Source organism: Legionella sheltonii (assembly GCF_026191355.1).
GTDB lineage: Bacteria > Pseudomonadota > Gammaproteobacteria > Legionellales > Legionellaceae > Legionella > Legionella sheltonii.
This window is the reverse complement of record NZ_JAPHOQ010000014.1, coordinates 16,746-39,351: the sequence shown is the minus strand read 5'-3', so window position 1 is coordinate 39,351 and position 22,606 is coordinate 16,746. Positions and strand designations below refer to the sequence as shown.

Genomic DNA, 22,606 nt, shown 5'->3' with positions numbered 1-22,606 from the left:
AAAACCCCACTTAAGCTTCCAGCATATCCAATAACTCTTGGCGGAATTTATGATAATCCACTTCTACGGCATGTCGTATATGCGATTTAAATCGATAATGGGGTTTATCCATTTCTTGAATAATTTTTTCGTGCAATTTATCAGGTCGATTTAAAGTACCCATAATAATACGTGCAACTATTTTTGATTGGTAATCCGCAAGAGGCCAAATACACCCTTGAGGCTGACACAAACCAATAAAATATAAATTATCATAGTCTGGATGCATCATTTTTCTATAAAGGGGTATTTTGGTTGAGTTACTAAAGTCTGCAATTTCTTTATCAAGAAATGGGAAACTGATTTTGTACCCTGTGGCAAAAATTACTGTATCAAACTCTTCATAATTGCCATGAGTAAAATAAACTCGATTTCCTTCAAAATGAGTAATTCCGGGGCGAGGAAAAATTTCTCCATGCCTAATAAAATAGAGCAATTCTGAATTAATGGTTGGGTGAATTTCTAAAGGACCACAATCAGGCTTCATTAATTTATACTTGGCATATCGACCTTGAAGAATACGAATAAAAAAGCTCAAAACTTTCTGTCTTAACCATGAAGGCATCCATCTGATTTTAGCCACAGCATCATCAGTCGGCTTACCAAATACAAATTTAGGAAAAATATTATAGCCTCTACGCATACTAATACAGGTTTTAGGTGAAATACGCGCTATCTCTACGGCTATATCACAAGCAGAATTTCCCCCTCCAACTACCAAAACACGTTGATCTTTAAATACTGAGGCTTTTTTATATTGATGCGAATGGAGTAATTGTCCAGAAAATGTACCTGGATATTCTGGCATGAAAGGGTCCCAATGATGGCCATTAGCAACCAACAAATAATCGAAACACTCTTCATGAGTACCTTGATCGTTTTCAAAAAGAACGTTCCATTGATGATGATCGGTATGTTGTACCTTTACAACATTGGTATTAAAACGGATGTACTTAATCAAATCAAAATGTTCAGCATAACTTTTGAAATAATCTAAAACCAAGGCATGTGCTGGATAATCAGGAAAGTGCGCCGGCATAGGAAAATCTTCAAACTCCGACCACCGCTTAGAACTGATAATATGTGTGGTTTCATAAACACTGGAATGATTATTATCTTCATCATAGATCCAGTTACCACCGATCTGATTATTTTTTTCGAAGACGGTGATATCAGTTATTCCCTGTTCTTGCAAATTTTTAATTGCAGCAAGTCCACTTGGACCTGCTCCAATAACGCAGACACGAGGACAATCTTTTTTACCCTTTTGCTTTATTTGCATTACTCAACACCTTTTTCACTTCATCCATTATCATTGCTTGAACCACAGGATCTTTATCAATCGTGAAATGATTCACTTGAATTCCTTTTATCGTAGCGACATTGATATTGTCAATACGGGTTTTTTCTGGATTTACTGCCCTGAGTTTTAAACCACTAAACATGGGAACAAAACCAGGTTTGTAAAAATTCATCGCATGCTTCACATTTGGAGGTACAATTGTTTGAGACACTGCATCTACAGTAACGAGTAAATCCACTGGAATGCCTGCTTTATCAAGATTACGTGCTACTTTAATTTGCTCATTAGCACCCAAAGAATGCCCTACTAGAATAATAGGTCGATGCATCTTATGTTTTTGATAATAAGAAACAATAGAACGCGTTACATTACCAGCGTTGTACCACATATTACTGGGTGCTGGTATATTACATTCCTCAACAACAGTACCACTGAGTGTTCGCATACCCGTACTAAAAAGTCCAAGGCCACCTAACATCGTATGTACTTCACCCCGATAGGATTGGGTTTTACTCGCCTTTACTGTTTTCACTTGTTTCGTTGATTTCGGAGATGTAGGTTGATGGACCACAGATTGAGCGATCTTTGGTATTGGTTTTTTCTCAGAAGCCCTGCCGCCTGATAAGTCAACACAACCCGTCATACTCATGGTGATGAGGAAAAACAAAAATGAGCAGAAAATACCTAATTTTCTATTTTTGAAGAAAGAGTTCATTTTATTTTTATTCTTATTTTTTAGAGAAAAGATCATAGCCTATTCTTAGAAGGTTTGCCAAGATGGCTTATGCATGAAGTTCACTCTTTGTGCTGTAAGTCTACAATGAATTTTGTTACTCTGCATCTTAAAGATGGAATACTTTTGTTATGTTTAAAATTTAAACCAAAAGGATTGTTTTCTATTTCTTTGTCATTTTTTATGGGATAATTTTAACTTATCATGGAAAAACAAAACAAAATTCTTACAGTAACTCAGCTCAACCGACAAGTTAAAAGCTATCTTGAAAATGAACTGGGAATAGTTGACGTTGAAGGAGAAGTTTCTAATTTGAGTAAACCCTCCTCAGGACATTTTTATTTTACCTTAAAAGACAGCAACGCCCAAATCCGTTGTGTTTACTTTAAAAACCGCCATGTCAGTGCGCATAAACTTACCGATGGCCAGCATATAGTTGCCAGTGGAAGATTGAGCCTTTATGAAGCACGTGGCGATTATCAATTGATCGTGGAACAAATTACCGAAGCAGGTCTTGGTGCACTCTATCAACGTTTTGAAGCGTTAAAAAATAAACTCGCCTTAGAAGGTTTATTTGACACCACAAAAAAGAGACCCATTCCGGTCATGCCTCGTATCATCGGAGTAATCACTTCAACAACTGGGGCTGCAATTCGCGATATACTATCCACTCTTGCTCGCCGATTCCCCTTAGCTAAGGTCATAATCTATCCCAGTGAAGTGCAAGGTGCTGGTGCGGCACAACAATTGATTAATGCATTAGAACTGGCGAATAAGGAACATCGATGTGATGTACTTCTTCTTGCTCGTGGGGGAGGAAGTATTGAAGATCTTTGGGCGTTTAATGACGAGCAATTAGCGCGCCATATTGCAAGGAGCTCAATCCCTGTCGTATCTGGGATAGGGCATGAAACAGATTTTACAATTGCTGACTTTGTATCGGATTACAGGGCAGAAACACCTACCGCTGCCGCTACAGCGGTAACCCCTGATTGTAATGAATTGGTTAAATTATTAAATCACTCTATCTCACGAATGCATGAAGCAACGCATCGTTTTTTGCAAAAATACCAAATTAAACTCCAGCATTTAATCGACAAGATATCATCACCACAAAAAGCAATTGCGAGTTACTGGCAAACTTCCGATTATCTGGAGCGGCAATTAATTGCTCATATGGTGTATCTTATCAAACGAAAAACACATCAATTGCAACTGTGCATCAATCATCTGAATGCTAAAAACCCCAAAACACAAATCAAACAAACCCAGATGCTGTTACAAAAAATTACTTTGCAGTTAATCCAACACATGCAAAATAAAATAAATCAACTTAAATATCAATTAAGAACTCAACTGTCTACCTTGCATGCAGTCAGCCCCTTGGCTACACTGGATAGAGGATATGCAATTGCAACGAAAGAAAATAAGGTTTTGTTTTCCAGTCAGCAAGTAACTATTGGCGACTCAATCGAGATACTCTTGGCACAAGGTAATTTAACTTGCGAAATCACTCAAATTAACGAGTAAAAAGTATCTGCCCAGGAGGGATTCTTGAATTTTGGTGAAAGGTTGGATTTGAACCCTGGTTGCGCGTAAACGATACTGAGGAAACCTAACATACATCCATATGTGGGGCTTCTGATGCTTCTTTTCGCGCCATGCCAAATACTGCCTTTCGGTACATGGGCGTAAACGGATACGTAAAAATGCTTGAAGAATTAAACAATAGTCTGGATTTCATTATAAGCCAAACAAAAAATAACATCCCTATATTGGAAATTATTTTGTTAATACCCTGGCTTTTCTTTTTGGTAAGCCTAGTCTATAGAAAAATATTATTTCTAGGTATCATCCCAAGACATATCCGCGGCGTGCCTGGTATCCTATTTGCCCCACTCCTGCATGCAAATTTCAATCACATTTTTTTTAATTCAATTCCTTTAGTGGTTTTAAGCAATTTCATTTTGATCAACGGACTTAACTATTTTCTAGTGGTTACGGTAATGATTACCATTTTAAGTGGGATTGCTATTTGGTGCTTTGCCAAACCTGGCTTACATGTAGGGGCCAGTGGCCTTATTACCGGTTATTGGGGTTTTTTAGTGAGTAATATCTATCAAAAGGGTACTTTAACGACCATAATCTTGGGAATCATCAGTATCTACTATTTTGCTGGTATTTTTTTTGGTATTTTCCCCAAAGAAAAAGGCATCTCTTGGGAATCCCATTTGTTTGGTCTTCTCGCCGGTTTAGCAGTCAGCTACCTATTTGGACTTTACCCCAATTATTTTCAAGTCATTTCAGACCCAGGTTGGACAAGATAGTAGAAATGTAAACAGGCCCTATGTTATTCTAAAGTGATAAAAAGAAAAATAACTCGAGAAATCAAGATGCACTCACTTAAAGCTTTTTTCTATGCAAGTATATTATGTATTCTGATCTCACCCGCAAATGCGGCCCAAGGAACTAAATTTTATATAGATGGCTGTTGCAGTAATATGGGCGGAATTAGTTATTGTGACTCTTCAGCTGGACGGCTTGTTTGTAAAAATGGTTTTTACTCTACATGTTATTGCACACCACATGCTGTAATGGATTTACAACTCTTTCGGGGTTGCTGCTTATGGAAAGGCGGTCCTGTAACTACTTATAGCATAACAGGGCTTGTTGTATGTAATGACGGCTCTATATCAGAAGAATGCTCATTGAGGCCAGAAGAGAAAATTGCAGCTTGGTAAGCTTCCGATATATACTTCGCGGCTTCTATTATTCCGTGAAGTATAGCCATCAGGAACTTACATGCTCGATCAGATACAATCTACTATCACTTTATTAAAGAAGCAAAAACCATTAATACTTTGCCTAACCAATTACGTCACCATGGATTTTATGGCGAATAGTCTTTTGGCTTTAGGCGCTGCTCCTCTTATGTCTGAGTCTGAAGCCGAAATTGAAGAATTAGCCAATCTTAGTCAAGCTGTATATGTCAACATAGGTACTCTAGATGATGCCTTTATGGAGCGAGCCTTATTTGCAGCTCAAGTTGCACACGCTATAGGTAAACCATTAATTCTAGATCCTGTGGGTGCTGGTGCAAGTAAGCTCCGTACTTCTTCGGCAATGAGATTACTTCCTTTTGCTCAAGTCGTTAGAGGAAATGCCAGTGAAATCATCTCATTAGCGGGTTCAAATGGGGCGACAAAAGGGGTTGAAAGCGCTGATCCTGTGACTGGCGCAATCCAAAGTGCTCAAGTGCTGGCGCAGTCACAAAAAACAGTTGTGATTAGCGGCCCCGAAGACTTTATAACCAATGGAGTGGATCACAAAATACTGCAATTTGGTTCTAGCTTTATGCCACTGATTACTGGAATGGGTTGTACGATGACTGCCGTTCTTAGCGCATTCATTGCCTGTCATTCCGATTATTTTCAAGCAGCACTGCAAGCAACTGCATATTTTAGTTTATGCGGACAATTGGCTCATGAACAAGTAAAAGGGCCTGCCGCATTCAAACAGGTATTTATCGATAATTTATTTCATCCTGACTGGTCATTAATGTCACAAACAATTGAGAGAGTATCGCAAGATGCACTATAAAGCTTTATCTATAGCAGGATTTGATGGTTCTGGTGGCGCAGGAATTCAAGCAGATCTAAAAACCTTTTCGGCATTTGGATGTTATGGGATGACTGTTCTTACTGCATTACCAGTACAAAACACTCATGGTGTTAGACGCTGCTACAGTATTCCATTACAAGCCATAGACGATCAACTTCATGCTCTATTTGATGACATTAAACCCGACAGCATAAAAATTGGTATGCTCTTTAACAGCGAAATCATCGAGTTGGTCTCTTCATTCCTTAAAAAAAGAGCAATAGATATTCCTATTGTTATTGATCCTGTAACTGTTGCTAAAAGTGGTGATCCCTTATTATTACCTGAAGCCGTAAGTTCATTAATAAATCAACTGATGCCACTTGCTACGTTAATTACACCGAATCTTCCGGAAGCAGCTACATTTACAGGGCTGCACGCAAACAATGAAGAAGAAATGTTGAATGTTGGAAAAAAATTACTCGATTTTGGTCCTAAATATGTTTTACTCAAAGGGGGACATCTGTCATCTCAGGAGTCGAATGATTTATTAATAGGAGCAAATGGAGACGTTCATTGGTTTAGAAGCCCAAGGATTCATTCCAAAAACACTCATGGAACTGGCTGTACCCTTTCCGCTGCAATAACGGCCTGTCTTGCTCAAAACATAGATTTAATTGCATCATGTCGCATTGCAAAGAATTATTTATTCCATGCCATAAACGCAGCAAAAGAGAAAAGTGTTGGCCTTGGAAATGGTCCAGTACATCATTTTTATCATCTTTGGCCGGTACAGTTAGAAGATATTTAGGAACATAGCTTTGATGTGTAGCCAAGATTAGGACAACGAACCCACGTCATCCCGAGTACAAGGAGCGATCTCGAATGGTAACATGGTGTGAACTGCACCTTTTTCATTTTTTTCAATTAATTCGCCAAAACTCAAAGCGCTGAAAAGTATTAATAGGTAGCCTATTGTTGAATAGCAAAATACAGTGTCTGAAAAAGATAAGATACAAAAAGAAACCAGCAGACCTAAAAGAAATGGTTTCATTTCATTTAACTGCAACATAGTCGTAAACAATGTGCCTATAAAAATCAGGAAAAGAACCATCCCTACCAAACCAAGTTCGGAAAGAGTCAGCCAATATTGACTATGGGGCTCATTAAGCTTATGCCCCCAAGCAGGAATCGGTTGGTCTTTAACAAAGTTATACTGAAATCCTCCAGTGCCCACTCCTAAAATTGGATGCTTTTCAAATAAAGATTGGGCATATTGATGAAACTGAATTCTAAAACCTAAGGAGGTGTTCGCCTGATTGTTTTGCAAGAGCTTGATTTCATTAATCATTGAAAGAGTTCTATCTTGCATTACGGGACTTAGAACATAAACCAAACAAATTGCCCCAAGAAATATCACCATCCCTAATAGTGCTTTTTTGGGTGTAAATTTTTGTAAGATAACCAGTGACATTAAAATTCCATATGTAACATAGCCTGTTCTTCCAGTATTAATAAATAATATTTGATAACTTCCCACTACAATCATAGGTAAGTAGAAAAACCGCATCCAACCGCTTTTATTATTCTGCAATACTAAAATTAGGGCAAAATAAACTCCTAAAGCAATCATAAAACCCGTAACGATATGATTGTAAAAAATATATCCCGGATCTTCTGTGTTGATCGCAAAAAGTTGTATCTCCTTAAGGCATGAAAGAATGCTGGTGAGTAACATCACCAATATATATGAATTCAAAACCCATAGCCTTGTCTTTGGTTTAACAAACCCCACTGCAAGAATGGGTAAGAAAATGAGTTTAGAATATTTATCAATAACATTATATTGTAAGGAAAATGGAGCTTGAGACCAGAAACAAGCAATAAGGACAAACAAAAACAAAACAAGTGCGGAACGTGCCCATAATGTATTAAATGCGTAAGGTAAAAATTGTCTGTAATAAGGTGTTAATAGCAAAGCAAGCAAGCTTAATATCAATAAAATTGATTTAATGCTGGTGCTTATAGGAATAAAAAAGACCAAGAAAACAAGAAAGGTTGGTGCAATTAAATTAACTTTTCCTTCTAGGAAGCTTCGTATCAAATTAATTCCTCTGTACTTTTTGCCAAAGAAGGCAACTGTTCCATATCAATATCTTGATACAATTGCTTAATGCCACGATAAAATGTTCCTTGTGCATTAAATACTGCAAATAAAAAACCTATTCTGCCATCCAAAAAACCACATTGCAAGATATAACACCGGAGGAACATCCATGAAGTGCTGGCCATCGTTTTTATAAAACTGGGGGTTCTTTTCTTTTGAATATATGTTTTTGCACTATAAGATGAATATTTATTCATCTTATATAAAACATGACTGACGTCTTTAAAGGAGTGGTGCTTAATGGGGCTTTTAATTTTACCTATTCGTGCACCCTCTGGAAGTACTATTTTTTCATGGACAATATCATCACTAAAATGTGCATTCGCTCGTTTAAAAAGACGAATATGACGCTTAGGGCTAGAAGAATACTTTAGGGGTTTATTATAAAAATGCATTTGAATTGCTATTCTAAAAGCATCTGCTGAATTAGACGCCATAGATTTCATGATTTCTCGTTGCAATTCCTCGCTGACTGATTCATCAGCATCAAGATTCAATACCCAGTCACTCCGAGCTTTTGATAAGGCTCTCTGTTTTTGAGCACCATAACCAGGCCAGTCAGTAGAGAAAACATGTTCCGTATATTCTTTGGCAATGGCTACTGTTTTATCGGTGCTTCCCGAATCCAGGACAATTATTTCATCAGCAAATCGAACGGATTCGAGACACCTTCTGATATTCCTCTCTTCATTTTTGGTTATTATTGTTACAGTCAACGTCATTTAAAAAACGCCCTCTCTATGATCATGACTATCAAAATGTAATTTACCATCTTTAACTTTTAAGGTTACATGACCACCGTGCATCAACTTACCGAATAAAAGCTCATCAGCCAGAGGTTTTTTAACATTTTCTTGAATCAATCTGGCCATTGGACGAGCGCCCATGACTTTGTCATAGCCATGTTCAATAAGCCATTCACGAGCCATTTTATCGACGTTAAAGGTAACCCCTTTATGACTTAACTGTTCATCCAACTCCATAATAAATTTATCAACTACAAGACCAATCGTGATTGCATCCAATGGAGCAAAATTAATGATGGCATCAAGTCTGTTTCTGAATTCAGGACTAAATTGTTTTTTAATCACTTCTAGGCCATCATTGCTGTTGTCTTGTTGTGAAAAACCGATAGAATTTCGTACTAATTCTCCGGCGCCAGCATTTGAGGTCATTACCAAAATGATATGCCTAAAATCGGCTTGACGACCATTAGTATCGGTTAAAGTGCCATGGTCCATAATTTGTAACAGCAAGTTAAATACATCTGGATGGGCCTTTTCGATTTCATCAAGCAACAGTACCGCATGAGGATTTTTAGTCACGGCTTCTGTCAACAACCCCCCTTGATCATAACCAACATATCCTGGAGGAGCACCAATTAAACGTGAAACAGTATGTTTTTCCATGTATTCAGACATATCAAAACGAAGTAATTCGATGCCTAAAACATTAGCCAATTGTCGCGTTACCTCTGTTTTCCCAACACCTGTTGGTCCAGCGAATAAGAAACAACCTACTGGTTTTTGTGGATCTCTCAGGCCTGAACGACCTAATTTAATCGCAGAGGCTAATGCAGTAATTGCTTGATCTTGTCCATATACGAGAAGCTTCAAATCACGTTCCAAATTACGCAAAGTATCTTTATCACGAGCAGAAACTTTCTTAATAGGAATACGTGCAATTTTTGCAACAACACTTTCAATTTCGGTAACACTAATTATTTTTTTACGTTTGCTTGCTGTTAATAAATTTTGATAAGCACCAGCCTCATCAACAACATCAATCGCTTTATCAGGCAAAAATCGGTCATTAATGTATTTTGCAGACAGTTCAGCAGCAGCTTTCAAGGCAGGAATAGTGAATTTCACACCATGATGCTCTTCCAAGCGCCCTTTTAATCCTTTCAATATTTCAAAAGTTTCGTCTACTGTAGGCTCAGGAATATCTATTTTTTGGAAACGTCTTGCTAAGGCTCTGTCTTTTTCAAAGATACCTCGGTATTCCTGATAAGTTGTTGAACCAATGCATTTTAGCTCGCCATTTGCCAGTAAGGGTTTAATAAGGTTTGATGCATCCATGACACCACCTGATGCTGCACCAGCACCAATTATAGTATGAATTTCATCAATAAATAGAACAGCCCCTTCCTGTTGTCCTAATTGCTTTAACACTGCTTTTAATCGCTTTTCAAAATCCCCACGATACTTAGTACCTGCAAGTAACGCACCCAGATCAAGTGAATAGACAATACAATCACGGATCGCATCAGGTATTTCACCATCCACGATACGACGTGCCAATCCCTCCGCAATTGCGGTTTTACCCACCCCTGCTTCACCAACGAGCAAAGGATTATTTTTTCTGCGACGACACAATACCTGAATGGTACGTTGTATTTCTTCATGACGTCCGATCAAAGGGTCAATTTTTCCTTGCTTCGCACGTCTATTCAGGTTTGTACAATAACTTTCTAAAGGTGATTCATTGCCTTCTGATGAACTCATATCATCTTCCATAGAGTTCATGTTCTCATGCATATCATTGTTTTGATACTTAGAAACACCATGAGAAATATAGTTAATCACATCAAGTCGTGTGATATTCTCACGGCGTAAAAAATAAACTGCCTGACTTTCTTGTTCACTAAAAATTGCTGCTAAAACGTTAGCCCCTGTTACCTCAGTTTTTCCTGCAGATTGAACATGAAATACTGCGCGTTGCAATACACGTTGAAAACCTAAAGTAGGCTGAGTTTCCCTATCTAATTCATCCTCAGGGATCCTAGGAGTAGTTTCATCAATGAATTCAATTAAATCACGGCGTAGGGCTTCAATATTTGCATCACATGCTTGCAATACACTTCCTGCCGCTGGGTTATCAAGCAATGACAACAACAAATGCTCAACGGTCATAAATTCATGACGTTTCTCTTTTGCTTCCTTGAAAGCTAAATTCAAGGTGAATTCAAGTTCTTTATTTAACATTGTCGTTGCTCCTCTTCAGCCCACAGCAATTTACTCGGGTTCCATGCTCGATAGCAATGGGTGCTGATTCATTCTGGCGTACTCATTTACCAGAGCTACTTTTGTTTCTGCTATATCTCGTGTAAATACCCCACACACGCCTTTTCCTTGGATATGAACCTGTAACATCACCTGAACTGCAATTTCTTCATTAAGATGAAAAAAATGCTTCAGTACATCAACTACAAAATCCATAGGTGTATAATCATCATTGAGCAACACCACTTTGTACTTTCTAGGCACTCTAATCTCTGTGCTCTGTTCCGGCTCAGCGACTTTATGCCTTACAATTTCCTCTAGATTTTGCCCAGTCATAATATACAACCTCTATATTATTTTTATAGACTCACTATGCACTTTTGGCCAGTAAAATCAGTTATTTTTAACGAAAAAATTAGTCTTTGGAATAATCAAAAACATATTGGTTAGATAGCATTCATTAATGCTATAAACTGAAAAAGATATACATTGTAGCCTAGGTAAAGCAAAGTGAATCTTAGGAGCCCCTCTTCGTCCTCCCTTAAATTACTCTGCAATTCACCTCGGCTATTGGATATCCATTCAATTTACATATGCTTAATTATCTCATCTCCAAAACCAGAACTACTAACTAAAGTAGCACCGATCATACCACGCTCAAAGTCATAAGTTACAGTTTTGGCTGCTATGGCACCTTGCATGCCTTTGATAATTAAATCAGCAGCTTCATTCCATCCCATATGACGGAGCATCATTTCAGCAGAAAGAATAATTGAACCTGGATTTACTTTATTCTTTCCTGCATATTTGGGTGCTGTTCCATGAGTTGCTTCAAATACAGCAACTTCATCACTGATATTTGCTCCCGGAGCAATACCTATACCCCCTACTTGAGCAGCCAAAGCGTCAGAAATATAATCACCGTTCAAATTAAGTGTCGCTATTACGCTGTAATCTTCTGGTCTTAAAAGAATTTGTTGCAGGAACGCATCAGCAATTACATCATTAATGATGATTTGCTTACCTGTTTTAGGATTCTTGATTTCCAACCAGGGACCGCCTTCATATTCTTTAGCACCAAAAACATCACGTGCCACTTGATAACCCCAATCTTTAAATGCACCCTCGGTAAATTTCATAATATTGCCTTTATGAACTAAAGTTACCGTATGGCGGTCATTATCAATCGCATATTGGATTGCGGCTCTTACTAACCGTGTAGTCCCAGCCTTAGAAACGGGTTTAATTCCTATACCGCAGTGCTCAGGAAAACGGATTTTTTTAACGCCCATATCCTTCATTAAGAATTCAATCACTTTCTTTGCTTCAGGAGTATCCGCTTGCCATTCAATACCAGCATAAATGTCTTCTGAATTTTCCCTAAAAATAACCATATCTGTTTTTTCTGGTTCTTTAAGCGGACTTGGAACACCCGTGAAATAACGAATTGGTCGTAAACACGTATAGAGGTCCATTTCTTGGCGAATTGCCACGTTAAGTGAACGAATTCCACCACCAACTGGAGTCGTCAATGGGCCTTTAATTGAAACAACATATTTTTTCATTGCATCTAAGGTTTCTTTAGGTAACCATTGATCGGAACCGTAAACTTTAGTTGCTTTTTCACCGGCATAAACTTCCATCCAAGCAATTTTTCTCTTATCGCCGTATGCTTTTGCAACCGCCGCATCAACGACTCGAATCATAGGGGGTGTTACATCAACACCAATACCATCTCCCTCGATAAAAGGAATAATGGGATTATTAGGTACACGAAGTGACAGATCCGCAGCAACAGTAATAGCCTCACCTTGTGAAGGCACTTTGATTTTATCGTATGTCATTGACAACTCCGTAAAATTAGAGAAAAGGCAATGATAGCATGTGATAACTTGGAATCCCAAGTATCATTTCTATTAAATTACTTCACTTGGATGCTTACTAAGCAGACTGAATTAAATACCTAGCATTTTACGCGCCAATCTGATGTCGGATTTAAAATTTATGATGAAAAATGTAAACTTAGCTTAGCTACCTATAGCTTTTCTGACTGAGCGACATTGAAAGATGAAAAAGAAATGCTAGCTATTTAATTCTGCCAGCTTATGCATGATGCAACATTTTAATTTGCTCGATCAGCTGATCATATCCTGCTTCAACGTTGATATAATCATTTTTTGATAAATATATAGACAAAGATCCATCATCTGTTGCGGCAGGTTTTTGTAAAACTCCATTATACCCTTTGCTTTTTAAACGAAGAAAATCATTGATTTTGGTGACTAAATAAAAATTACGAAAGTAATTTTCAGGAGTCATATGAATTGCCTGCGCATCATTTTCTAATGTCTTCCCTGGCAGATAATCCTTAAGTGAATAAGTTGAATTGTTATGAACAGCAACTACTTTGCCTTTTGGCAACAATTGTTTGATTTTAGTTGCCAGTTTATTTACTTCCTGATGCGCCTGGGGATTATATTGGCCAAACTGCGATAAAGTTTTCTTAATCCCGTTATCTGTAAAAATACGATTGGGATCAAACTCATAACGTTGGTTATTTAAATGAAATACGATATTACGACCTCCAGAATGGACCAAAGCAATAAGGCTCCCCCCTTCCTTTTGAATCACAGTTTGGGCTGCTTTTAAAGCCGTTTGTTCGTTATGATGCAAATGGATATAAGTTTTTCCTTTGCCTACTAAATGCTTAATTTCTACTTTCTCATCCCCAACCATAACAATATGATTCATCGCATAAGCAAATTGACAAAAGAAAAGCGAAACAAGTATCGAGTATTTCATCTACGATATACACCCAGACATAATTTTTACAATGCTGGATATTGTACAAGAATTAACCTATGAAAACAATGAATTGGGTAAAGGAATTGCTCGCCATATTGAAAACACCTACTATAAGGCCACTCTACCTTTTTGATAATATCTAATGCCTGAAATAATATTGTTCAACAAGCCCTATGGTATCGTCAGCCAATTTTCTGGAGATAATCCAGAACATACATTAGCTGCTTTTATTCATAAGCCCCATTTTTACGCAGCAGGCCGATTAGATAAAAATAGTGAAGGATTGTTATTATTAACAAACGATGGCTCATTGCAACACCAATTAACTCATCCTAAATTTGAAAAAAGAAAATATTATTGGGTTCAAGTAGAAGGCATACCCTCTAAAGCAGATTTGGAACCACTTAAAAAAGGCTTGGTCCTTAAAGAGATTACATTTTTACCTGCTGAAGTAAAATTTATAGACGAACCGCGGTTATGGCCTCGTAATCCGCCAATTCGCTTCAGACAGAATATTCCTACCTGCTGGCTAGAAATCATTTTAAAAGAAGGTAAAAATCATCAGGTTCGCAAAATGACCGCAGCAATTGGGTTTCCCACTTTAAGATTAGTACGACATCAAATTGGTAATTGGAAATTAGAGGATTTACAACCTGGTGAATACCGAACAATACAGCACCATTTCAAATAACCCAACCCTCATCACGAGTGCGGCGGTGAGCGCCATCGGAATACAGTGCTACAGCATCGAAATCCCTCACTAAGCCCGGGAATGAGGATTCAGCGATAAACCAATCGCTTCAGCAAAGTATCTTCTCCAAGTAAGCGAATCCACGGCCAGAGAAACATACCCACCAAAGCACTCGCTACGGGTGTAAATAAGCTGTAATTGAAACCAAGTAGCGCGGTGATTAAAGAAATAATAGATTGATATAAAAGACAAAAGAATCCAATTAAAAAAATTTGTTGCATCATTGAAAAAAACTGAAACCGCCGCGATTTGCTGGAAGCAATCCAGGTGACTAAAAGTAAAGCAAATGAATGTTCCCCAATTACTGTGGCAAGTAACACGTCTAATAACAATCCAACAAACAATAATGTAGTCAGTCTAAAATTACCTGGCAAAAAATATTCTATATAAAGTACAAGCAACAAAACCCAAGGAGGTCGAAAAGCAGAAATTAATTCCGGCATAGGTAATATGGATAAAAGAAGAGCTATAATAAATGCCAAGCACAACCGTATGCGAAGATTTCTCATCACATGGTCTCCTTGGCATTTAATCGCTCATTAATTTGTTCATTCAATAGCTCTTGTTCCGCATCAGGCCAGATCAGTAATACAAGTCGGTTACGATTGAGCAGCGCGACGGATTTGACTTTCACTTTCACAAAATCTTCGCCAGGAATACTGTTCACTTCTTCCACGAAACCTACAGGATAACCTTCTGGATAATGTCTGTCCAAACCGGAGGTGACTAATACATCGCCAGGATGAATTGACGACGTTTTTGGTAAATTAATTAGGGATAATTTCTCTATATCATTTGTTCCAACAAGAATGGCCCGCTCCCCAGTACGATTGTTTCGCACAGGCACTGCACTTTTAGAGTCAGAAATAAGTAAGACTGTACTGGTTATAGGACCAACATCAACAATTTGCCCCATAACACCTTTTGCATCCAAAACAGGTTGCCCTACATATGCTCCATCACGCTTTCCTTTATTTAAAACAACTACTTGACGTGAATTGCTGGTATCCACAGCAAGAATTTGTGCCGCCATTGCACGCATATCCGCCTGTGACGAGGTAAGGAGTAATTCTTTTAGTTGCGAATTTTCTTTTTGGATTACCGTTAATTTTTGTAACTCTGCTTCCAACATAGTTTGTTGGTATCGCAATTGCATATTTTCGGCAATTAATGCTTTTTTCGCACTGACAAGTGACTGTACCCAGCCAATTACGCGTACAGGATAATCTACTGCATATTGTAAGGGGGCAACAATAAAGGAAAAACCGCTTCGCACACTATCTAAATAACGATAATGATAATCAGAGAACATTAAGAAAACAGAAAAGACAAGAGCGAGTACAAATCCTATGGAGCTGTACCCGCCCCTGCTAAATAATCTGTTATATGTATTATTCTGTTGAGAGGAAATCACCGCCACGCAAGTCCATGGTTTCTAAAGCTTTACCACCACCACGTGCTACACAGGTTAGCGGATCTTCAGCAATTAATACAGGTAAGCCAGTTTCTTCCATCAGCAGAGTATCTATGTTTTTCAACAGAGCTCCGCCTCCAGTTAGAACCATACCACGTTCAGCAATATCAGCTGCTAATTCAGGTGGAGCCAATTCTAACGCTGCTCTCACAGCACCAACAATGCCAGATAAAGGCTCTTGCAGTGCTTCTAAAATTTCTGCACTGGTTAGAATGAAACTACGAGGAACTCCTTCAGCGAGATTTCTTCCACGAACCTCTATCTCAAATAAATCACGACTTGGGAACGCTGAGCCAATTTCATGTTTAATACGTTCTGCGGTAGTTTCACCAATAAGTGTTCCGTAGTTACGACGAACATAAGATACAATAGCATCATCAAACTTATCGCCACCTATGCGAACAGACTGGTGATACACAATTCCACTTAAAGAAATAATAGCTACTTCAGTGGTACCACCACCTATATCCACAACCATAGAACCACTGGCCTCTTCTACGGGCATTCCAGATCCTAAAGCAGCCGCCATAGGTTCTTCAATAAGAAATACTTCACGAGCTCCAGCACCCATTGCGGATTCACGAATTGCACGACGTTCAACTTGCGTAGAGCCACAAGGAACACAAACCAGAACACGTGGGCTTGGTCTTAAGAATTTATTTTCATGTACTTTATGTATAAAGTGCTGCAACATTTTCTCAGTAACAAAAAAGTCAGCAATCACACCATCTTTCATTGGTCTAATCGCATTAATGTTGCCTGGAGTCCTTCCCAGCATTCGCTTCGCTTCAAGACCAACAGCTGCAACTCGTTTTTGTCCTGATTCATTACGCAAAGCAACTACGGAGGGTTCATTTAAAACAATCCCTTTATCTCTTACATAAATCAATGTATTGGCTGTTCCCAAATCGATCGATAAATCATTGGAAAACACACCCCTTAATTTTCTGAACATAAGCCGCAATATCCTGTTCTTTTTTTTGTGCGCTACTTTATCCTAAATTTGGATAAAAATCGACAGTTCTTATACAACAATTTTAAATTAAAGAGTGAATTTTTATACATGCAGATGATTTTGTGTTTTTGAACGGAAAACGCGAATGCAAAAAATAGCTTCTAATACTGTTTATGAATCCTAGAACACTCTACTTTGCTCGATGCTTAGTTATTTTTTAGCCGTACCCGCTTGAATTTTTAACACGAGCCCCGAGTTACGGCTGCCCTCACCCAAGCTGATTGAAGTTTGATAACCTCATTAGTCTAAGTGCAACGCCGCGAAACCCGGGATATAGTTTGATTTTTTATAGGTCGGACATAACACTTACAACAGCGACCTAAAATAACTTGTTTATGATTTATTCTATTTTATTAATAACAAATACTTGATTTAATTTATCTCGATTTGTAGTCATAAATCGCTGCCCCAAGCCCTTCACATCGGCAAGTTCTTCCAATGATTTAAATCCATGATGACTTTTCCGATAGGCAATAATTGCTTCAGCGCGTTTTTTGCCTATACCCTTTACAGAACCGGTAAGTGTTGATAAATCTGCGGTGTTAAGATCAATCTTATGAATGACTATAGGGGGCTTTTTTTTCACGGAAGACTCTTTAGGGATGACTGCATGAGCAGAAAGAGTGATTACAGATAATGACAATGCAGTAGCAATAAATTTTGCTCTCATAATTTTCTCCTAATTGTTGGACTAAGTGGCTCGTTCCAGAGCCGGCAGAAGTATCCCAAGATTTTGGCGCACTGTCGAGTGTTTTTTTTAATTTTTTGCTTAAAGTTCAATGAGTAACAAAAAATTTGTCCCGATTCTTAACAAATGCATCCTTCCCCTTCTGCCATCTCAAAGCCTCGTCATACCGGGCGTAGCGAGGGATGACATCGTGGCTCGGAATGACGAGAAGGGAGGAGCGAAATGAAGTCAAACGGCTGTGGTCTTATATAGTACGTAAGCAACACATGCAGTTAATTTTTTCACCATGTCCAAGTGCAAAAATTCATTAGGACCATGCGCATTAGATTGAGGTCCTAACACTCCGGTAATCATAAATTGTGCCTCCGGAAATTTCTTTCCTAACATTCCCATAAAAGGTATGGTTCCTCCCTCTCCAAAGTAAGCAGCTGGTTTACCATAATAAGCCATTGATGCTTCATCAGCAGCTTTTTCTAACCATGAGGCAAGTTTGGGTGCATTCCATCCTTGTGATCCATCACCTATCTTAAAACGTACTTTGGCATGATAAGGAGGATTTGTTGTTAAGGCATCATGCATTACGGTTGCAGCAACTTTAGGATCAACTAGGGGTGGCAAACGCATAGACAGTTTGAATGACGTTTGAGGGCGTAAAACATTTCCTGCGTCCGCTATGGCAGGAAATCCGTTAGCTCCAGTCACTGTTAATGCCGGTTTCCAGGTTCGATTTAAAATTAATTGTTTTCTGTCCTTTGTGACTGGTTCAACCCCAGCATATAATGGAAATTCAGCATAAACCGAATCTCCTAGAACCTGAGCACATTTCTCGGCTTGTTGCGTTCTTTCTTCAGGAATATCACAATATAATTCAGGTAATTTCACTTCTCCTGAAACTTCATCTTCTATTCGACTAATCAATTGTCGAGCTACCCGAAAACTGTCTGCAACAATACCACTTGCCGCACCGGAATGAACTCCTTCACGAATTAGTTCAATGGATAGTTCACCTACCAAATTACCGCGCAATGAAGTAGTCATCCATAATTGTTCGTAATTACCTGCTCCAGAATCAAGACAAATAACCAAGTTGGGTTTGCCAATCCGTGCATTGAGCAATTCAATGTAATAAGGCAGATCGTAACTACCACTCTCTTCACACGCTTCAATAATTAAAACGCAACGTGGAATAGCTAAACCTTGTTGTTGTAAAGCAGAAATCGCAGTTAACGAAGCATATGCAGAATAGCCATCATCTGCAGCTCCCCGGCCATATAAGCGCCCATCTTTTAATACCGGTTTCCATGGATGCAAATCCTCGTTCCATCCTGACATTTCAGGTTGTTTATCGAGGTGGCCGTACAACAAAACCGTTTCGTCAATCTGACCAGGAACTTCGATAAAAATTAAAGGTGTACGCCCTTCCAATCTCATAATTTCCAGCATCATTCCTTTAGGTGCATGGGCTTTACACCAATTAGCAATATGACTAACCGCCTGCTCCATTAATCCATGTTCCTGCCATTTTGGATCAAAATGAGGTGATTTATTCGGAATTTTTATGTATTCGCATAAGCTGGGAATAATTTCCTTTTCCCATTGACCACATACAAAATCATACAGTGCTTGCGGATTGAACATGAATTTGCTCCTCAATTATAGCTACAATTTGGTCCGTAGCCGACTTAATATTTAGTGCATTGATTTTATTATGAACATCCCTTTTATTTTTCTCCAGTTCATGCAAACTTTGCAGCAAAGTGTCTGTATTTAAAGCGCGATCTTCAATGACGAGGCTAATTCCCAATCCTTGGAAATATCGTGCATTTTGGATTTGATCTCCTCGACTGACCTCAGCCGGTAAAGGAATTAGAATATGGGGCTTACCTAGAGCCAAAATTTCATAAAGGGAATTAGCCCCAGCTCGAGAAATAATGATTGACGCTGCAGCAAACAAATCCGCTAATTCGTCATGAACGTATTCAAATTGTTTGTACCCTGCATGATCAATTAAAGAAGGTTCTAATTTCCCTTTCCCACAAATATGAATAATTTGATATTCCTTGGTTAATTGCTCTAATGCATCACGAATACTGCGATTGATAGAGCCTGCTCCCAAACTACCCCCGATCACTAAAAGACAAGGTTTTTTAGAATTAAATCCACAGAGCTCAAGACCGCGGTCACTATTACCTTCAAACAACTGCTCACGGATAGGCGTACCCGTGACTTCAATTTTATTTTGCTTTTTAAAGTGCTTTTTCCCCGCCTCAAAAGTCAGGCAAATTTTATTAACAAAAGGAAAACAAAGTCGATTAGCAAGTCCAGGACTCATATCCGATTCATGAGCAACAACAGGAATCCGATTTAACCAAGCCCCCACTACTACTGGAAATGCGACAAACCCTCCCTTGGAAAAAACCACATCGGGTTTCATCTTATTAAGCAAGAAAAATGATTGCACGATACCCAGTATAATTTTAAAAGGATCCAATAAGTTTTTTACACTCAAATACCGACGTAATTTACCGCTGCTGATCCCATAAAATGGGATTTTAAGCGGTTCTATCATCTGCTTTTCAATACCATTCGCTGAACCAATATAGGCAATTTCCCAACCTTTATGACTTAATTCACGTATCAATGCCATATTAGGCGCAACATGTCCTGCGGTACCTCCTCCCGTAAAAACAATCATTGGCATCATAAAATCTTCCTAATAAGTAAACTTAAGTCTATAGCTTGAATCGACTTGGTAATCGCACCAACGGAAATGAAATCAACACCTAACCGCCCTATTGCAGCAATATTTTCCAGAGTAACCCCTCCGGACACTTCTAATGTGCAATGTTTTGGTTGATTCATTTTCACTGCTTTTTCAAGCATACCCTGACTAAAATTATCCAACATAATTCGATCTGGATGAGCACAAATGGCTTCGCGCAACTCATCTAGAGTTTCCACTTCTACCTCAACTAACATTTCTTTATGACTTTGTCTTGCCAAAGCAACCGCTTTAGCTACGGAGCCACATGCTGCAATATGATTCTCTTTAATTAAAACAGCATCGTAAAGCCCCATACGGTGATTAAAACCACCCCCACAAGTTACCGCATATTTTTGGGCCGATCTTAAACCTGGAATCGTTTTACGCGTGTCCAGTAATCGAGTCGGTGTGCCCTGAAGCTTTTGGGCATATCGATAGGTTTGCGTCGCTGTGGCTGAAAGAGTTTGTAAAAAATTTAATGCAGTACGTTCGCCTGTTAAAATACTTCTTCCTGAGCCATATAGAGTACATAGAGTAGATGGTGCTGCTAACCATTCTCCTTCAACAACATGCCACTCCAGTTTAACTTGGTCATCAAGTTGATTAAATACCTCTTTGACCCAAGCTTGACCACATACGACCATAGGCTCCCGTGAAATAATTTCAGCCTCAACCTGAAGCTGAGCAGGCAACAAAATCGCAGTAACATCACCATCACCTACATCCTCATGTAATGCACGGGATACATCGGCTTTTATATCTAAAGAGGGGTTATTCATGTGCTACTTTCCTATCTTTCGCCGCATAACGTGCTTTGAGTAACAGAGGAGCAATAAACGTGGTAATCATAACCATTAAAACGATTGCAGAAAACAAATCATCGGAAATAACACCTAGAGTTCGACCAATCGAAGCAAACACTAAACCTACTTCACCGCGTGGTAACATACCCATGCCAATGAGCAAACGATCATCTGAAGGGCGCGCCCCATAGCCACTGATTAATTTACCTGCTACCGCTGCGACGATTAAACCAGTTGCCAAAATGATAACATTCCAATGGTAAAAACTTTCCAATTTAACCTGGATACCAATTACGATAAAAAACATAGGCGCCAATATGGATTCCAAAGGAGATAATAAATGATAAATACTGCGATTTTCTTGTTGGCTCAGAGGGATACCATCGAAATAGTCATCATGAAGAATTATTCCCGCCGTAAACGCACCAATAATTGTGGCAAGTTGGAGCACTGAGGCTAACCAAGAGAGAATCATAATAAACAGAAAGGAAATAAATAATTTTGCTTCCCAAGGTTCAAGAAAACGAAAAAAATGAATAGCCTTACGTAAAACAATTGGGCCTAAGAACAAAGTTCCTGCAAAAAATAATGCGGCACTCACCATAATGCGTAATACCACCATTATATCGACTACACCACTAATTACTAAGGAACTAACCACCGCTAAAATGATCAGGCCCAATACATCATCTAACATCGCTGCACCCAAAATGATTTTTGCTTCCCGAGTACGTAATTTTTTCATTTCAGTCAGTACTCGGGCTGTAATACCTATACTGGTCGCACTCAGAGTAGCAGCGATAAATAAATCAGATTGATAGGAACCATCAGGCATTAATAGGTAAGCGACACCAAACCCTAGGAGCATAGGTGCGATCACCCCAATCAAAGCAACAAAAAATGAATCACGGCCTGTTTGTTTCATTTCTGCTATTGAGCCTTCCAAACCCACCATAAAGAGAAGAAAAATAACCCCATATCGTGAAAAAATATCCACAATATAAGCTATTTTCAGAAAATCGGATCCGTGCGGTCCGCTTAAAGCGCCAACAATTTGTTGTGCATAATTGGTGTTAGGGATAATTGATGTAACTGCTTGATTTAACGGAACTCCTTTGAGTATTTCTCTGACTATATCAAAAATTGAAGAACCTTCTCTTAATAAAATAGCCAATGGAAATCCATAATAATAAAATAAATTACCGACAAGAATTCCGATGACTAACTCACCAAGAACACTAGGCTGATTTAAGCGTCTTGCTGTATAACGGCCAATAATTGCAAAGAAAAAAATCGTAGTTACACCAAGCAATACAAACGCAACCGGATCAACATGATCGGGATCAGCCGAGGCAAAAGCCATCGCAGGGCATATTCCTGCAATAAAAAGCCACCATTTTAAACGCTGCATTACAGTTCCATACTTTGCTAAAATACTCTCTTCGTAAATGTACTCATA

22 protein-coding genes are annotated in these 22,606 nt (G+C 38.6%); 6 read left to right on the top strand and 16 right to left on the bottom strand.

Going from position 1 to position 22,606, the window contains the following annotated elements:
• Positions 1-10: 10 nt before the first annotated feature.
• Positions 11-1,321 carry a flavin-containing monooxygenase gene (locus OQJ26_RS15375; protein WP_265704608.1) on the bottom strand — a complete coding sequence of 437 codons (1,311 nt, stop codon included), beginning with the start codon at positions 1,319-1,321 and terminating at the stop codon, positions 11-13.
• A complete protein-coding gene (locus tag OQJ26_RS15370) occupies positions 1,299-2,057 on the bottom strand; it encodes a hypothetical protein (protein WP_265704607.1) in 759 nt (252 codons plus the stop codon). Before OQJ26_RS15370 ends, OQJ26_RS15375 begins: the two co-directional genes overlap by 23 nt.
• Before the next feature lie 222 nt (positions 2,058-2,279).
• Between OQJ26_RS15370 and xseA the strand changes: the two genes are divergently transcribed.
• The 5 genes from xseA to thiD all read left to right on the top strand — a co-directional run bounded on the left by xseA (position 2,280) and on the right by thiD (position 6,486).
• A complete protein-coding gene (gene xseA / locus OQJ26_RS15365; protein WP_265704606.1) occupies positions 2,280-3,605 on the top strand; it encodes an exodeoxyribonuclease VII large subunit in 1,326 nt (441 codons plus the stop codon).
• A gap of 179 nt (positions 3,606-3,784) precedes the next feature.
• A complete protein-coding gene (locus tag OQJ26_RS15360) occupies positions 3,785-4,402 on the top strand; it encodes a rhomboid family intramembrane serine protease (protein ID WP_265704605.1) in 618 nt (205 codons plus the stop codon).
• Between the two features lie 66 nt (positions 4,403-4,468).
• Positions 4,469-4,816 carry a neurogenic locus notch gene (locus tag OQJ26_RS19410; protein WP_322783974.1) on the top strand — a complete coding sequence of 116 codons (348 nt, stop codon included), beginning with the start codon at positions 4,469-4,471 and terminating at the stop codon, positions 4,814-4,816.
• Positions 4,817-4,877: 61 nt separating this feature from the next.
• Complete coding sequence (thiM, locus tag OQJ26_RS15355; RefSeq protein ID WP_265704604.1) at positions 4,878-5,675, top strand: hydroxyethylthiazole kinase; 798 nt, start codon at positions 4,878-4,880, stop codon at positions 5,673-5,675.
• Complete coding sequence (gene thiD, locus OQJ26_RS15350; RefSeq protein WP_265704603.1) at positions 5,665-6,486, top strand: bifunctional hydroxymethylpyrimidine kinase/phosphomethylpyrimidine kinase; 822 nt, start codon at positions 5,665-5,667, stop codon at positions 6,484-6,486. Before thiM ends, thiD begins: the two co-directional genes overlap by 11 nt.
• Before the next feature lie 27 nt (positions 6,487-6,513).
• Here the strand turns inward: thiD and OQJ26_RS15345 are convergent, their stop codons facing one another.
• The 6 genes from OQJ26_RS15345 to OQJ26_RS15320 all read right to left on the bottom strand — a co-directional run bounded on the left by OQJ26_RS15345 (position 6,514) and on the right by OQJ26_RS15320 (position 13,649).
• A complete protein-coding gene (locus OQJ26_RS15345) occupies positions 6,514-7,779 on the bottom strand; it encodes an O-antigen ligase family protein (RefSeq protein WP_265704602.1) in 1,266 nt (421 codons plus the stop codon).
• Positions 7,776-8,564: a glycosyltransferase family 2 protein gene (locus OQJ26_RS15340; protein ID WP_265704601.1), complete on the bottom strand. Its 789-nt coding sequence runs from the start codon at positions 8,562-8,564 to the stop codon at positions 7,776-7,778. The genes OQJ26_RS15345 and OQJ26_RS15340 overlap by 4 nt, the downstream gene beginning before the upstream one ends.
• Positions 8,565-10,829 (bottom strand): ATP-dependent Clp protease ATP-binding subunit ClpA, encoded by a 2,265-nt coding sequence (gene clpA / locus OQJ26_RS15335; RefSeq protein ID WP_265704600.1) that lies wholly within the window; start codon positions 10,827-10,829, stop codon positions 8,565-8,567.
• Between the two features lie 30 nt (positions 10,830-10,859).
• Complete coding sequence (gene clpS, locus OQJ26_RS15330) at positions 10,860-11,183, bottom strand: ATP-dependent Clp protease adapter ClpS (RefSeq protein WP_265704599.1); 324 nt, start codon at positions 11,181-11,183, stop codon at positions 10,860-10,862.
• Positions 11,184-11,434: 251 nt separating this feature from the next.
• Entirely contained in the window at positions 11,435-12,691 is a 1,257-nt protein-coding gene (gene icd / locus OQJ26_RS15325; RefSeq protein ID WP_265704598.1) for an NADP-dependent isocitrate dehydrogenase, read from the bottom strand.
• A 259-nt stretch (positions 12,692-12,950) separates the two neighbouring features.
• Positions 12,951-13,649, bottom strand: a complete 699-nt coding sequence (locus tag OQJ26_RS15320) for a protein tyrosine phosphatase (protein ID WP_265704597.1) — start codon at positions 13,647-13,649, stop codon at positions 12,951-12,953.
• Between the two features lie 145 nt (positions 13,650-13,794).
• On the opposite strand from OQJ26_RS15320, the gene OQJ26_RS15315 reads away from it, so the two are divergent.
• Entirely contained in the window at positions 13,795-14,343 is a 549-nt protein-coding gene (locus OQJ26_RS15315) for a pseudouridine synthase (protein ID WP_265704596.1), read from the top strand.
• Between the two features lie 89 nt (positions 14,344-14,432).
• Here OQJ26_RS15315 and mreD read toward each other — a convergent pair whose 3' ends face one another.
• The 8 genes from mreD to OQJ26_RS15275 all read right to left on the bottom strand — a co-directional run bounded on the left by mreD (position 14,433) and on the right by OQJ26_RS15275 (position 22,558).
• Positions 14,433-14,912, bottom strand: a complete 480-nt coding sequence (gene mreD, locus OQJ26_RS15310) for a rod shape-determining protein MreD (RefSeq protein WP_265704691.1) — start codon at positions 14,910-14,912, stop codon at positions 14,433-14,435.
• Positions 14,912-15,817, bottom strand: a complete 906-nt coding sequence (gene mreC, locus OQJ26_RS15305) for a rod shape-determining protein MreC (RefSeq protein WP_265704690.1) — start codon at positions 15,815-15,817, stop codon at positions 14,912-14,914. The genes mreD and mreC overlap by 1 nt, the downstream gene beginning before the upstream one ends.
• A complete protein-coding gene (locus OQJ26_RS15300; protein ID WP_003636696.1) occupies positions 15,795-16,832 on the bottom strand; it encodes a rod shape-determining protein in 1,038 nt (345 codons plus the stop codon). Before OQJ26_RS15300 ends, mreC begins: the two co-directional genes overlap by 23 nt.
• Positions 16,833-17,232: 400 nt before the next feature.
• Positions 17,233-17,562: a ComEA family DNA-binding protein gene (locus OQJ26_RS15295; protein ID WP_265704595.1), complete on the bottom strand. Its 330-nt coding sequence runs from the start codon at positions 17,560-17,562 to the stop codon at positions 17,233-17,235.
• Between the two features lie 246 nt (positions 17,563-17,808).
• Positions 17,809-19,218 (bottom strand): M20 family metallopeptidase, encoded by a 1,410-nt coding sequence (locus OQJ26_RS15290; protein WP_265704594.1) that lies wholly within the window; start codon positions 19,216-19,218, stop codon positions 17,809-17,811.
• On the bottom strand, positions 19,193-20,284 hold the full coding sequence (locus tag OQJ26_RS15285) for an undecaprenyldiphospho-muramoylpentapeptide beta-N-acetylglucosaminyltransferase (protein ID WP_265704593.1): 1,092 nt from the start codon (positions 20,282-20,284) through the stop codon (positions 19,193-19,195). The genes OQJ26_RS15290 and OQJ26_RS15285 overlap by 26 nt, the downstream gene beginning before the upstream one ends.
• A complete protein-coding gene (gene nadC, locus OQJ26_RS15280; protein ID WP_265704592.1) occupies positions 20,281-21,123 on the bottom strand; it encodes a carboxylating nicotinate-nucleotide diphosphorylase in 843 nt (280 codons plus the stop codon). The genes OQJ26_RS15285 and nadC overlap by 4 nt, the downstream gene beginning before the upstream one ends.
• Positions 21,116-22,558 (bottom strand): cation:proton antiporter, encoded by a 1,443-nt coding sequence (locus tag OQJ26_RS15275; RefSeq protein ID WP_322783973.1) that lies wholly within the window; start codon positions 22,556-22,558, stop codon positions 21,116-21,118. The genes nadC and OQJ26_RS15275 overlap by 8 nt, the downstream gene beginning before the upstream one ends.
• Between the last annotated feature and the right edge of the window lie 48 nt (positions 22,559-22,606).

Bases quoted from the DNA above. Each gene is read 5' to 3' on its own strand.
- OQJ26_RS15375 (WP_265704608.1), bottom strand. From the start codon at position 1,321: ATGCAAATAAAGCAAAAGGGTAAAAAAGATTGTCCTCGTGTCTGCGTT.
- OQJ26_RS15370 (WP_265704607.1), bottom strand. From the start codon at position 2,057: ATGAACTCTTTCTTCAAAAATAGAAAATTAGGTATTTTCTGCTCATTT.
- xseA (WP_265704606.1), top strand. From the start codon at position 2,280: ATGGAAAAACAAAACAAAATTCTTACAGTAACTCAGCTCAACCGACAA.
- OQJ26_RS15360 (WP_265704605.1), top strand. From the start codon at position 3,785: ATGCTTGAAGAATTAAACAATAGTCTGGATTTCATTATAAGCCAAACA.
- OQJ26_RS19410 (WP_322783974.1), top strand. From the start codon at position 4,469: ATGCACTCACTTAAAGCTTTTTTCTATGCAAGTATATTATGTATTCTG.
- thiM (WP_265704604.1), top strand. From the start codon at position 4,878: ATGCTCGATCAGATACAATCTACTATCACTTTATTAAAGAAGCAAAAA.
- thiD (WP_265704603.1), top strand. From the start codon at position 5,665: ATGCACTATAAAGCTTTATCTATAGCAGGATTTGATGGTTCTGGTGGC.
- OQJ26_RS15340 (WP_265704601.1), bottom strand. From the start codon at position 8,564: ATGACGTTGACTGTAACAATAATAACCAAAAATGAAGAGAGGAATATC.
- clpA (WP_265704600.1), bottom strand. From the start codon at position 10,829: ATGTTAAATAAAGAACTTGAATTCACCTTGAATTTAGCTTTCAAGGAA.
- clpS (WP_265704599.1), bottom strand. From the start codon at position 11,183: ATGACTGGGCAAAATCTAGAGGAAATTGTAAGGCATAAAGTCGCTGAG.
- icd (WP_265704598.1), bottom strand. From the start codon at position 12,691: ATGACATACGATAAAATCAAAGTGCCTTCACAAGGTGAGGCTATTACT.
- OQJ26_RS15320 (WP_265704597.1), bottom strand. From the start codon at position 13,649: ATGAAATACTCGATACTTGTTTCGCTTTTCTTTTGTCAATTTGCTTAT.
- OQJ26_RS15315 (WP_265704596.1), top strand. From the start codon at position 13,795: ATGCCTGAAATAATATTGTTCAACAAGCCCTATGGTATCGTCAGCCAA.
- mreD (WP_265704691.1), bottom strand. From the start codon at position 14,912: ATGAGAAATCTTCGCATACGGTTGTGCTTGGCATTTATTATAGCTCTT.
- OQJ26_RS15300 (WP_003636696.1), bottom strand. From the start codon at position 16,832: ATGTTCAGAAAATTAAGGGGTGTGTTTTCCAATGATTTATCGATCGAT.
- OQJ26_RS15295 (WP_265704595.1), bottom strand. From the start codon at position 17,562: ATGAGAGCAAAATTTATTGCTACTGCATTGTCATTATCTGTAATCACT.
- OQJ26_RS15290 (WP_265704594.1), bottom strand. From the start codon at position 19,218: ATGTTCAATCCGCAAGCACTGTATGATTTTGTATGTGGTCAATGGGAA.
- OQJ26_RS15285 (WP_265704593.1), bottom strand. From the start codon at position 20,284: ATGATGCCAATGATTGTTTTTACGGGAGGAGGTACCGCAGGACATGTT.
- nadC (WP_265704592.1), bottom strand. From the start codon at position 21,123: ATGAATAACCCCTCTTTAGATATAAAAGCCGATGTATCCCGTGCATTA.
- OQJ26_RS15275 (WP_322783973.1), bottom strand. From the start codon at position 22,558: ATGCAGCGTTTAAAATGGTGGCTTTTTATTGCAGGAATATGCCCTGCG.